Genomic DNA, 11,717 nt, shown 5'->3' with positions numbered 1-11,717 from the left:
ACCCTGCGGGGGTATATAGGATGGCGGTTCGCGGCCAACTGATTTGCAGTCGCGGTGCGGGCGAGGCGAGTTCGGGGCGATCACGCAGGTGTTGGTGCGGTTGACGAGGTCAGGGCGGGTACGGGCGGGATGTTCCATCATCCTGGCCTATCTGTTCTGCGTCCTCGCGCCGTCCATCGCGCTTGCATTCGGGGCGCCGTTTCCGTGCCTGACCGATGAGGTCCAGCCAGTCGCCATGGCGCACGTGCATGATGCCTCGATGGCGCATGCGGATGGCGCCGTGCACGATCATGCCGGCCACGATCACGGCAGCATGCATATGCATCACGCCGCCGATGGCGCTGAAGCACCGGTCAAGCACAGCCACGACGGCAAGAACGCGCCGGGACCGTGCTGCGCGATGATGTGCGTGTCGGCGCTGCCGGCCGATCTTCCGTCCGTCGCTGCTCCCTTGCATCCGATCGCGACCCGTCTCACTGAAGCCTTCCAGAGCCTGCACGGCGAGGCGCCCGCGCGGCTCTATCGTCCCCCCATCGCCTGATCCTCAGCTGACATCGTGGCTGCGCCGCGCGCTCGCGGGCGCATGCCTGTCATTCATCTGACGATCGGGACAGATCCATGTTTTCGCATTTCGGGGCGAGGCTCGCCGCCGTGGCCACACGACGTGGCAACCGGCTTGGCCGGCGCGCGCCACCCACATTCGTGTTGCGGATCGCCTCCGCCATCCTCGCGGCCGCACCGCTTGCCGGCTGCATGGCCGACGGCCGGCCGCTTGCCGCCGCAGGCGATCCGGCAAACCCGTCGGCGCGCACGGCCAGCGTCGGCTACCGCTCGACGATCGCGCCCTACAGCAGCCTGCGTCCGGCGACGCCGCTGCCCTGGCGCGAGCGCAACGACGGTGTGACGCCGCAAACCAAATCTGATCGGTAGGGGCGCGCCATGCGACATCTGGCCATCGCGCCGATCCTGCTGCTGACATCCGCGCTCGCGGGATGCGCGTCGTTCTCGCCCGACAGCGGCATGGGCGTCGTCTCCGATGTGACCGAGAAGGCGATCGGCAAGGACGTTGCTTTCGTTCGCACCAAAGACGAAGCCACAACCGTCGACGCCGCGGTGAAGCGGCTGCTGGCGCGCAACCTGACCGCGGATGCCGCCGTCCAGCTCGCGCTGCTGAACAACCGGGGTTTGCAGGCTGCCTATAACGAGCTGGCGCTGGCGGAGACGGATCTCGTCGCCGACAGCCTGCCGCCGAATCCGACCTTCTCGGTCTCGCGCATCACCGGCAACGGCGCCAGCGAGGTCGAGCGGCAGGTGGTCGGCGACATCCTGGCGCTGGCGACCTTGCCGGCGCGCTCGGAGATCGCGCGCGAACGCTTCCGCCAGGCGCAGCTCAGGACCGCGCTCGCTACCTTGCGGCTCGCCGCCGAGGTGCGGCGTGCCCATGTCGCGGCTGTGGCCGCGAACGAGACGGTCGCGCTGCTGACGGACGCGAAGGCGACTGCCGAATCGACCGCGCAGCTCGCCAAAAAACTCGGCGAGACCGGCGGCATGAACAAGCTCGACCAGGCCCGCGAGCAGGTGTTCTACGCCGAGATCACGGCGGACCTCGCCAGCGCGCGGCAGAATGCGGCGAGTTCGCGCGAGCGGCTCGCGCGTCTGCTCGGGCTCTGGGACGGCGATCTCGGCTTCCGACTCCCCAGCAAGTTGCCATTGCTGCCGAAGCGGCCACTGGAACAGCCGTCGATCGAGGTCGCGGCGGTCGGTCATCGCGTCGATCTGCAGATCGCGCGGATGGAGATCGTAGCTCTCGCCAAGGCGCTCGATCTCACCGAGGCGACGCGCTTCGTCACGCTGCTCGATGTCGCCGGCATCGACAGGCGGACGCGCGATCCGGAAGGCCCGCCATTCAGGGAGCGCGGCTTCGATGTCCAGTTCCAGATTCCGATCTTCGACGGCGGCGAAGTGCGGGTGCGGCAGGCGGCCGAGACCTACCGGCAGGCGATGAACCGCCTGACCGAGAAGGCCATCAATGTCCGCTCCGAGGCGCGCGACGCCTACCGCGTCTACCGCTCCACGTACGACATCGCGAGCCACTACCAGCGCGAGGTGTTGCCGTTGCGGCAGATCATCACCGAGGAGATGCAGCTGCGCTTCTCCAGCATGCAGGTCGACGTGTTCGCGCTGCTGACCGAAGCGCGGCAGCGGCTCGGCTCGCTGCGCGCCGCGATCGACGCCAGACGCGACTTCTGGCTGGCGCAATCCGACCTGCAGACCGCGATCAACGGCGGCGGCCCGGCGGCCGCGCCATCGACACCATCCGCCATCGCCTCGACCGCGCCTGCGGCCGGCGATCATTGAGAGGAGACGTAGATGTTTTCACGTCGAGGATTTTTGGGCAGCGCGGCGCTGGTCACGGCAAGCGCGGTCAGCGGCCGCGTCCAGGCTGCCGCCATTCCGGAGGCGCCGACCATGGACAGGGCGGTGATGCAGCCGCCGTTGCATCCGACCAGCGGGCCCGACTACCGGCCCGTGGTGACGCTCAACGGCTGGTCGTTGCCCTGGCGGATGAACGGCGACTGGAAGGAATTCCATCTCGTCGCCGAGCCGGTGGTGCGCGAATTCGCCGACGGCATGAAGGCCAATCTGTGGGGCTATAACGGCCAGGCGCCGGGACCGACCATCGAGGCGGTCGAGGGCGACAAGGTCCGCATCTTCGTCACCAACAAATTGCCTGAACATACCACGGTGCACTGGCACGGCATGATCGTGCCATCAGGCATGGACGGCGTCGGCGGCCTCAACCAGCCGCACATCAAGCCGGGCAAGACCTTCGTTTACGAGTTCGAGCTGAAGCACAGCGGGACCTTCATGTACCACCCGCATTCCGACGAGATGGTGCAGATGGCGATGGGCATGATGGGCATGTTCATCGTGCATCCGCGCGATCCGGCGTTCCGCCCGGTCGACCGCGACTTCGTCTTCATCATGAGCAGCTACCTCATCGACCCCGGCACCTATCTGCCGAAGGTCAACGAGATGACCGACTTCAACATGTGGACCTGGAACAGCCGGGTCTATCCCGGCATCGATCCGATGCCGATCCGGCTCGGCGACAGGATCCGCGTGCGGATCGGCAATCTGACCATGACCAACCATCCGATCCATGTGCACGGGCACAATTTCGCGGTGACCTGCACCGACGGCGGCTGGGTGCCGCAGAGCGCGCAATATCCGGAGACCACGACGGACGTGCCGGTCGGCGCCGTCAGGGCGTTCGACATGCTCGCCGACAATCCCGGCGACTGGGCGTTCCATTGCCACAAGTCGCACCACACCATGAACGCGATGGGCCACGACGTGCGCAACTTCATCGGGGTGTCGCGCCAGGATCTGGCGAAGGCGGTCGGCAAGCTCGCGCCCGACGCCATGGCAATGGGATCAACCGGCATGGCGATGGGCAACATGGAGATGCCCGCGCCCGACAACACGCTGCCGATGATGACCGGCACGGGACCGTTCGGGCCGATCGAGATGGGCGGCATGTTCACCGTGATGAAGATCCGCGAGGGGCTCGGCCGCGACGATTACGCCGATCCCGGTCCCTACAATTATCCGGCGGGCACCGTTGCCTATGAGGTCGACGCGCCCACCGTCGAGCCCGCGCGTCAGCCGCCGGCGGCTCCGGAGCGAAAAGCCAAGCCATCGATGAAGGGAATGAAGATGTAGCGGATCGACGCGCCGGCCAACGAAAAGCAAGCAACAAACTCAGAATGGAGAATCCAATGAATCACCGCACCACGATCGGCATCGCCCTCATTGCGCTGTCGATCACCGCGGCGCCGTCGCGCGGCCATGAAAAACACGGTCACCAATCCTATTCGGCCGGCGAGCCCGGCGATCCCAGCAAGCCGTCGCGCACGGTCGAGGTCGAGATGAAGGAGATGGAGTTCACGCCGTTCCGCATCGAGGTCAAGCGCGGCGAACAGATCCGCTTCGTGATCAAGAATGCCGGCACCGAGGATCACGAATTCCTGCTCGCGACCACCGAGGAGAATCTGAAGCATGCCGAAGTGATGAAGAAGCATCCGCATATGGAGCATGACGATCCGAACGGCGTCCGCCTCGCGCCCAAGAAGACCGCGGAGATCGTCTGGAAGTTCACCAAGGCCGGGACGTTCGAATATTCCTGCCTGATCCCCGATCACCGCGACTACGGGATGACCGGCCGCGTCATCGTGAAATGAAACCAGCAACGAGAGAAAGGACAACGACGATGAACAGGATGATCCGGATTGCAGCCGCAGCTGTGCTGGCGGTGACATTGGGCGGCGCTTTCGCGCAGGCCGCAGCCATCAACGGCGAGGTCAAGAAGATCGACGAGGGCGCCGGCAAGATCACGCTCAAGCACGGCCCGGCCAAGAGCCTCGGCATGGACGAGCCGATGACGATGGTCTACCGGGTCAAGGATCCCGCGCTGCTCAAGCAGGTCAAGGTCGGCGACAAGGTCAAGTTCGAAGCCCAGGAGGGCGACGGCGGCTACACCGTCACCGCGATCCAGAAGGCGAAGTGAGGCGACACCTGTCTCGTCGCTCCGCGCACCAGGGGCTGTCGGCTGAAGCACCGCCGGCAGCCCCAGCAACCGCGGGCGCGGGAGTTCGCCTTGCATTTACCTTAAATGATGGTGCCGGGGGAACGTCCGTGGCAGCGGCGCGTTGCTGTGCATCATTCGTGCGCAGAAGGCCCCCTCCATGACAGTCAACGCGGCAATACTGATGGCGGCATTGGTGCTATCGGGAACCGTGTTGGCGCAGAGCTCCGGTCCATCGGCCGGCTCAGCGGGAGCCGGGCAGGCCGCCAACATCACCACCGGCCAGGCGATCAATACCGGCAAGCAGACCGGCGATAGCGGCCAGCCGATGGCGAAGGCCGCGCACCCGGCGAAACCGGCGGAAAGCGCTGATGGCAATACGGTCGGTGCGAGTCGTCCGAAAAAGCCAGACCGGCGCCTCGAGCACTACCCGTAACTGTCGGCAATCCTGGGGATCTCGCCGGGCCCTCGCCGACTGCGGCTGCACGATCCTGAGTAGCGGGCACGGTTCTTGCTAGAGTCTGGTTGTGATGCGGGCCCGGTCGCGGACGGAGCGCCATGCGATGGGCGTGATCGCGACGGCGGGCGCTCACGACATGACGCAAGGCATTCGCATGACCCAGCAGATGATCGGCTTCGTCGGCTTCGGAGAGGCCGCGCAATGCTTCGCGGCACATCTTGCGGCCAAGGGGGGTCCGGCGCCGCTGGTGTTTTGCGACGGCAAGACCAATCGTCCGCCATACTCGGAAGGGTTCCGGGGCATGGCGTCCGCATGCGGGGTTGAACTGGTCGACAGCCTGTCCGCGTTGATGGCGCGTGCCGACATTGTGTTCTCCGCGGTCGTCGTCGCCACCGCCGTGCCGGTCGGCGAGGCCATAGCCAGCCTGGTTCGGCCTGGCATGCTGGTGGTCGATCTCAATGCCTCGACGCCCAGGGCCAAGCGGCTGGTTGGCGATGCCGTTGCGGCGAACGGCGGCGCCTTCGTCGATGCCAATTTGATGGGCGCGGTCAGCATCTACGGCGCGGCGGTGCCGCTGTACTGCTCAGGCGATGGCGCCGCGCGCTTCGCCGAATTGTTTGCGCCTTTGGGTTTCACCGTCGAGCTCGCCGGCCCGGAGGCCGGCACCGCCGCGGCGGTGAAGATGCTGCGCAGCGTGGTGACCAAGGGCATGGAGGCGCTGATCGTGGAGGCGCTGACCGCCGCCTCGCTGGCCGGGGTGCGCAGCGAGGCGCTGCGTGGCATTTGCGAACCGATGGATGCGACGCGCTACAGCAAATTCGTCGACATGTGCGTGCGCACCGACGTGCTGCACGCCGAGCGCCGCGCGGTCGAGATGGACGGCGTCGCGGAGGGGCTGCGCGAGATCGGCCTGCAGCCGATCATGACCGAAGCAACCGCCGCGCGGCTCAGGACGTCGGCCAAGCTCGGCCTGCGCGATGATTTCGCGAAGCGGCAGGCCTACAGCGCCGACGACGTGCTCGATGCCTATGTGGCACGGATGGCCGACCTGCCGCAGGCGTAGTCGGCAGGATGGCGCAAGAGTCGTAGTTCGTGGGATCAGCAAAAAGCCGGCGCAGTCATTGTGACTGCGCCGGCTCGATGTTTGAACGGTTGCCTAGCTCAGTAAACCAGGCCGGTGCCCGGGGGCTTCTCCAGCGCCGCGGCGAGCGAGCGATATTCATCGCTGCTGGTGCCGGCGAGCTGGGCGATGCGGTTCAGGTGGTACTGCGCCTGATCGCGGTTGCCCTGTTCGACCTGCCAGAGGCCGTAATACTGCCAGGTGCGCACATGGGCCGGATCGGCCTTGAGCGCGCGCTCGTACCAGACCTGCGAGACCTTGTAGTCGCCGAGCTTGCGATAGGAATAGCCGATCAGGTTGGCGACGTCGGCACGGTCATCCTGGCCGAGCGCCTTCAGCTGCTCGATCGCGGCAGTATAGTCGTGCTTGTCGTAGATCGTGGCATAGGCGGCGTGATAGCCGGCCAGGAACTTCTGATCGTCGATCGCGGAGCTCTTGTCCTTCTTCGCCTTCTTGCCCTTGCTGCCGCTGTCGGAAGCCGGCGGCGAGGGATTGTCACCGCCTGCGGCGTAGGCCGAGATGACCGGCCCGGCGGCGAGGGTCATCGAGAGCACTGCGAGGCCCAAAAACTTCGTCGTCCTGCTCATTCCTGGTTGCTCCTGATCGTTCCTGATCGTGCTCGGTAATCCTACACCCAAGCCTGCTGACTTGAACACCCGAGGGTGCAGAACATTCCCGGCCGATGCCACGATTGCGTGATCCTGCGATCGGCCGGCAGGGGCAGGCCAACATGACCAAGATGTCATTCACATGAATGAATTCCGTCCATGCCCTTCAGAACGGGTTCAGTGCGCGGCCCATAAGGTCACGTGCATTGATCGGTGAGGCCGACCATCCGGCCGGAAACCTCTCGATCCCGCAGAGGAGACCACCATGCTGAAGACGATTTCCGCCGCGCTGCTCGCCATGTCCGTGATCGCAGCGCCCGCGCTCGCCGCTGAGGCCGGCAAGACTGCTGCGCCCGCGCCGGTGACCACGACCGCCCCGGCGACCAAGGCCGCCCCCGTCATCAAGAGCGAGCAGCTGCCGTCGAAGGTGCGCAACGCCAACGCCAAGATGCACCACAAGCACTATCGCCATCACCGCCACCACAAGCACATGGGCATGCTGAAGGTGAAGGCGCCGAAGCATGCGACCAAGCGCGTCCACGCGAAGGTCGCCACCAAGCACGTCGTGCCGGCCAAGCGCGGCTGATCAAGCGCGACTGAACCTGATCCGAGGGGCGTCGTTCGATCCACATTGCCCCGCGGCGCCCTCCGCGACAAAGGCAAAGCCTTTGCGCGGGGATGCAGAACCGGCCCGTCCGTCCATTGCTTCCCCAATGGCGACGGGCCGGAGTGCGTCGGGGCGGCAACAACCGAGTTGCGAATTCCCCGCCTGGCGGTTTATGAGACGCGGCCGGGGCAACATGAAACAGCTGACTTTGCGGACTTCATCAAAACTGGCGGCGATCGTGCTGCTCTCGATGCCGCTTGCCGGCTGCCTCACCAGCGACGACGGCGGCAGCTCGACCACCTTTACCGACGATCGCGGCGTCGCCAACCAGCCGTTTCCGGACAGGTACCGCGACCAGATCCTGGCCTTCATGAGGACCTACCTGAACAATCCGGTCGGAGTCCGCGAAGGCGGGATTGCCGAGCCGGTGCAGCGCACGGTCGGCGGCCGGCAGCGCTACGTTGTCTGCCTGCGCTACAGCGCAAAGGAGACCGACGGCAATTACCGCCCTGCCCGGGAGCGCGGCGTCCTGTTCGTCGACGGCCGGCTCGACCGCATCCTCGACAGCGCCGCCGAGCCCTGCGCCGGTGCGTCCTACGCGGCATTTCCGGATCTGGAAAAGATGTCGCGCTAGGCATGATCCGGAAAAGTGCGAAGCGGTTTTCCGACAAGATCATGCCCAGAGAAGGAGCCAAAGCGCGATCTCATCGCGCTTTGGGGCGCGGCGGGTTGTCGCAAGCCTCACCGGACCGTTAGCGAGCTCTGATCACTTTTCGGGGAGCGCTGAACTTCACCTTAGCCGTTTGCGACTTACATACAGCCGAAATACGGCTGCTTAACCGGTGAAAAAACCCTTCTGTGCCAAGGAACAAACGGGCGTTGTTGCGACCCTGTCACAGCTCGGAAACATCACAGGTCAGGCATTGCCCCAAAGCAACCTAATTGGCGTCACGTTGTTTGGCTTAACAGCGCAGCGTTCGTAACGGGGATCAAAGATGAAGACATTTTTGCTCGGCACAGTCGCGCTGGCCGCCCTTGCGGGCCCGGCATTTGCGGCTGACATGCCGGCCCGCACCTATACCAAGGCACCGCCGCCCTATACCGCCCCCGCGCTCGTCTACAACTGGACCGGCTTCTATATCGGCGGCCATGTCGGCGGCGCGTTCACCGACGGCAGCAACCTGATGGGCAGCGACGCGCGCTTCATGGGTGGCGTGCAGGGCGGCTTCGACTATCAGTTCGCGCCCAACTGGGTGATGGGCATCGAGGCGCAGTACTCCTGGCTGCCGAGCTCCTCGAACAATGGCCTGACGTTCCCCGCCGGAACGGTCGTGACCGGCAATACCGACCAACTCGGTTCGGTGACCGGTCGCCTCGGCTACACCTGGGGACCGGCGCTGCTCTACGCCAAGGGCGGTTATGCCTGGCGCGACAACAACAACATTACGGCGTCGGTCGGCGGCGTGCCGGCGGCCTTCACCACCGATGGCGGTCACAAGGACGGCTACACGGTCGGCGCGGGCCTCGAATACATGTTCGCCCCGAACTGGTCGGCGAAGGCCGAGTACCAGTACTACAATTTCGGCAAGACCAATTTCACCAGCGGTCCGGCCGACATCGTCGGCGCGAGCTTCCGGAACGACGAGCATACCGTCAAGCTGGGGGTCAACTACCGCTTCGGCTGGGGCGGTCCGGTCGGCTCCCGCTACTGATCGCGTCTTCGTATCATCGAGATCGAAAGGCCGGCCTTCGGGTCGGCCTTTTTCATTGGTCTGCCGCTTGCCCCCACATTCACCCGATGTTCAGGCCTGATCGTGCAATGCAAAAAATAATTCCTGCATTGCACGGAACTTTCATCGTGATGCGCTATTGTGGGATCGCCGGGCTGGTGGACAAACAAACATGCGTAGTTTTGCGTTAGGGCTGATCATCTCTGCGGTCTCCGTGCCGTGCTTCGCCCAGACCATCCTCAAATCCGAACCCTTGGCGCTTGCGCCTTACGAGGTCGTGTTCGTGCAGGACGCCTCCTGCACGGCCGGCAAGGTGCTCAAGGTGACCGGGTCGATCCGCGGTCTGCATCGGCGGAAGATCTGCGTCTCGCTCGCCGCCGAACAGGCGTCGCTGGCGACGGCGACGCCGTAAGGGCAGCACGACGGCCGCATCGGCATCCGGTCCGCCCATGCGCACCGGACGACCCGCTGTCCCTCAGTTCAACCGCGGCTCCAGACGTGCTTCGCGATCGGCATCGGCCTTGTTCTTGACCGGGTCCTCGTTCGGCTCGGGCTGGCACGGCCGGATTTCGTAGTCATTGTCCAGCACCGGGCGCGGCGAGGACTTCTCCTCCTCGGAGACGGTATCCACCACCAGGCCCGACTTCCGGGCCAGCTTCCAGACATCGGCCTCGGTCGGGTAGGCCTTGCTCAGCTTGGCGTCTTGATAGAATAGCGCGTACGGCATTCGTCGTTTCCCCAAACAACCGACAACGCCAAGGCCCGTCCCGGGTTTCACGCGAGATCGCCGTTCCGATCACGGAACCGTGAGCTGGATTCGGGCAAGCATCTGAAAACATGAGTCATTTCGGACCTTTCGCCGGAGGGGCCTGAGTCCTTAATGAGCGGTAAACCCCGGAAAAAAGAATCCCCGGGACTCCTCGGGTAGAATCGCCGGATGCTCCGAGCCATGAGAGCGATCCACCAGCCCCCCTACGAACGCGTGCAACTCGCGCTTGCGGTTGTGCTGCTCGCAGCCTGTGCCGCCAACGTGGCGCTGGTCTGGTCGTGGCTCTAGGGAAACTTGGCTCAAGCCAAAACCTTTATGTAGCGGCCCACGCGAAAACGCCGTGGCCGCGCGACGCCGACACCGATTGACGGCCCGGCCATTCCTTCCATCATTGCCGGCAGAACAAGTGCCCGCCGCGGCCTGCGCGGACGGGCCGCGATCGGGGTGGAGCTGTCATGATCGAGATGCTGAAGGAACGGGTCAATTGCGACGCCGGCCTGGTGCGGCGCGGCCGTTACCTCACCACGACATTCCTGCTCGAGATCGGCAAGGCCGCCTGGCTGATCGCGATCCATGAGGGCCGGATCGTGGCGGTGACCAAGGGCCCGTTCGTGATGCCGTCGTCGTCGTTTGCGCTGCGCACCTCGGACGAGGAGTGGGACCGGTTCTGCGAAAAGCGGCCGCCGCCGGGCTCCAACGACCTGATGGCGCTGATCAAGCGCCGCGTGCTGAAGGCCGAGGGCGAGCTGCAGATCTTCATGGCGAACCTGCGTTACTTCAAGGAGGCGCTCGGCAAGCTGCGCCGCGAGGGAGCCGCCGCATGAGCGCCAAATTCGAGCCGATCATCGGCCGCTACATGCATCTCGAGCTGTCCGGCCGGGCGCACCGCGTCTATGTCGAGGAGGCCGGCGAGGGCACGCCGCTGCTCTGCCTGCACACCGCGGGCGCCGACGGGCGGCAATATCGCGGCCTGATGAACGATGTCAGGGTCACGCGCAACCATCGCGTCATCGCCTTCGACATGCCCTGGCACGGCAAGTCGTCGCCGCCCCAGGGCTGGCACGACGAGGAGTACCAGCTCACCTCGGCGCAATACACGGCGATGATCCTGGACGTGATGGAGGCGCTCGATCTCGACCGGCCGATCGTGATCGGCTGCTCGATCGGCGGCCGGATCGCGCTGCATCTCGCGCTCGAGCATCCCGAACGCTTCCGCGCGATCATCGGCCTGCAGGCCGGCGCGCATGTCGATCCCTATTACGACCTGAATTTCCTGCACCGGCCGGACGTCCATGGCGGCGAGGTCGCAGCCGCCATCGTCTCGGGTCTGGTCGGGCCCGACGCGCCCGACAAAGAGCGGTGGGAGACGCTGTGGCACTACATGCAGGGCGGGCCCGGCGTGTTCAAGGGCGACCTCTATTTCTACAAGATCGACGGCGATATCCGCGCCCGCATAGCCGAGATCGACACCAAACGCTGCCCGCTGTTCCTGCTGTCGGGCGAGTACGACTATTCCTGCACGCCGGAGGAGACGCTGGCGGCGGCAAACAGGATTGCCGGCAGTGAGGTCACCATCATGAAGGGCCTCGGGCATTTCCCGATGAGCGAGAATCCAGCCGAGTTCTTGAAGCATCTGCTGCCGGTGCTGGAGAAGATCGGCGGCGGCTGACTTTAGCGCCCGGACGTGCTGCATCCGTCATGGCCGGGCTTGTCCCGGCCATCCACGTCTTTCCTGGCATGGGAGACCAAGACGTGGATGCCCGGGACAAGCCCGGGCATGACGGGGCGGTGGGATAAAGACAGCGGCCTACTTGCCGGAGCGCGGCGGCTTACAG

At 65.2% G+C, this 11,717-nt stretch carries 16 protein-coding genes; 14 read left to right on the top strand and 2 right to left on the bottom strand.

Going from position 1 to position 11,717, the window contains the following annotated elements:
- The first annotated feature begins 88 nt into the window (after positions 1 to 88).
- The 8 genes from ACOIX3_RS24780 to ACOIX3_RS24745 all read left to right on the top strand — a co-directional run bounded on the left by ACOIX3_RS24780 (position 89) and on the right by ACOIX3_RS24745 (position 6,111).
- Positions 89 to 541, top strand: coding sequence for a hypothetical protein (locus ACOIX3_RS24780; RefSeq protein ID WP_420964674.1), 453 nt, complete (start codon positions 89 to 91; stop codon positions 539 to 541).
- 77 nt (positions 542 to 618) lie between these two features.
- The gene (locus ACOIX3_RS24775; RefSeq protein ID WP_420964673.1) at positions 619 to 930 is read left to right on the top strand and encodes a hypothetical protein; all 312 of its coding nucleotides are present in this window, start codon (positions 619 to 621) and stop codon (positions 928 to 930) included.
- 9 nt (positions 931 to 939) lie between these two features.
- Positions 940 to 2,358: a TolC family protein gene (locus ACOIX3_RS24770; protein ID WP_420964672.1), complete on the top strand. Its 1,419-nt coding sequence runs from the start codon at positions 940 to 942 to the stop codon at positions 2,356 to 2,358.
- Between the two features lie 12 nt (positions 2,359 to 2,370).
- The gene (locus tag ACOIX3_RS24765; RefSeq protein WP_420964671.1) at positions 2,371 to 3,726 is read left to right on the top strand and encodes a multicopper oxidase family protein; all 1,356 of its coding nucleotides are present in this window, start codon (positions 2,371 to 2,373) and stop codon (positions 3,724 to 3,726) included.
- Between the two features lie 56 nt (positions 3,727 to 3,782).
- Positions 3,783 to 4,244 carry a cupredoxin domain-containing protein gene (locus ACOIX3_RS24760; protein WP_249131580.1) on the top strand — a complete coding sequence of 154 codons (462 nt, stop codon included), beginning with the start codon at positions 3,783 to 3,785 and terminating at the stop codon, positions 4,242 to 4,244.
- A gap of 29 nt (positions 4,245 to 4,273) precedes the next feature.
- On the top strand, positions 4,274 to 4,570 hold the full coding sequence (locus ACOIX3_RS24755; RefSeq protein ID WP_420964670.1) for a copper-binding protein: 297 nt from the start codon (positions 4,274 to 4,276) through the stop codon (positions 4,568 to 4,570).
- A gap of 178 nt (positions 4,571 to 4,748) precedes the next feature.
- Complete coding sequence (locus ACOIX3_RS24750) at positions 4,749 to 5,024, top strand: hypothetical protein (protein ID WP_420964669.1); 276 nt, start codon at positions 4,749 to 4,751, stop codon at positions 5,022 to 5,024.
- 127 nt (positions 5,025 to 5,151) lie between these two features.
- Entirely contained in the window at positions 5,152 to 6,111 is a 960-nt protein-coding gene (locus tag ACOIX3_RS24745; protein ID WP_420964668.1) for a DUF1932 domain-containing protein, read from the top strand.
- A 98-nt stretch (positions 6,112 to 6,209) separates the two neighbouring features.
- On the opposite strand, the gene ACOIX3_RS24740 is transcribed toward ACOIX3_RS24745, so the two are convergent.
- A complete protein-coding gene (locus tag ACOIX3_RS24740) occupies positions 6,210 to 6,755 on the bottom strand; it encodes a tetratricopeptide repeat protein (protein ID WP_375775366.1) in 546 nt (181 codons plus the stop codon).
- A 286-nt stretch (positions 6,756 to 7,041) separates the two neighbouring features.
- On the opposite strand from ACOIX3_RS24740, the gene ACOIX3_RS24735 reads away from it, so the two are divergent.
- The 4 genes from ACOIX3_RS24735 (at position 7,042) to ACOIX3_RS24720 (ending at position 9,525) form a co-directional block, all read left to right on the top strand.
- Entirely contained in the window at positions 7,042 to 7,362 is a 321-nt protein-coding gene (locus ACOIX3_RS24735) for a His-rich protein BRANT (protein WP_420964667.1), read from the top strand.
- Positions 7,363 to 7,576: 214 nt separating this feature from the next.
- A complete protein-coding gene (locus ACOIX3_RS24730; protein WP_420964666.1) occupies positions 7,577 to 8,017 on the top strand; it encodes a hypothetical protein in 441 nt (146 codons plus the stop codon).
- Between the two features lie 361 nt (positions 8,018 to 8,378).
- Entirely contained in the window at positions 8,379 to 9,095 is a 717-nt protein-coding gene (locus ACOIX3_RS24725) for an outer membrane protein (RefSeq protein ID WP_420964665.1), read from the top strand.
- Positions 9,096 to 9,285: 190 nt separating this feature from the next.
- Complete coding sequence (locus tag ACOIX3_RS24720; RefSeq protein ID WP_050402822.1) at positions 9,286 to 9,525, top strand: DUF6719 family protein; 240 nt, start codon at positions 9,286 to 9,288, stop codon at positions 9,523 to 9,525.
- A gap of 63 nt (positions 9,526 to 9,588) precedes the next feature.
- Here the strand turns inward: ACOIX3_RS24720 and ACOIX3_RS24715 are convergent, their stop codons facing one another.
- Positions 9,589 to 9,840, bottom strand: coding sequence for a hypothetical protein (locus ACOIX3_RS24715; protein WP_212309792.1), 252 nt, complete (start codon positions 9,838 to 9,840; stop codon positions 9,589 to 9,591).
- 497 nt (positions 9,841 to 10,337) lie between these two features.
- Between ACOIX3_RS24715 and ACOIX3_RS24710 the strand changes: the two genes are divergently transcribed.
- Positions 10,338 to 10,706, top strand: coding sequence for a hypothetical protein (locus ACOIX3_RS24710; RefSeq protein WP_420964664.1), 369 nt, complete (start codon positions 10,338 to 10,340; stop codon positions 10,704 to 10,706).
- Positions 10,703 to 11,551, top strand: coding sequence for an alpha/beta fold hydrolase (locus tag ACOIX3_RS24705; protein WP_420964663.1), 849 nt, complete (start codon positions 10,703 to 10,705; stop codon positions 11,549 to 11,551). The genes ACOIX3_RS24710 and ACOIX3_RS24705 overlap by 4 nt, the downstream gene beginning before the upstream one ends.
- The last annotated feature ends 166 nt before the right edge of the window (positions 11,552 to 11,717 follow it).

The organism is Bradyrhizobium sp. B120 (assembly GCF_049075665.1).
Classification (GTDB): domain Bacteria; phylum Pseudomonadota; class Alphaproteobacteria; order Rhizobiales; family Xanthobacteraceae; genus Bradyrhizobium.
This window is presented reverse-complemented; position numbering and strand designations above follow the sequence as displayed.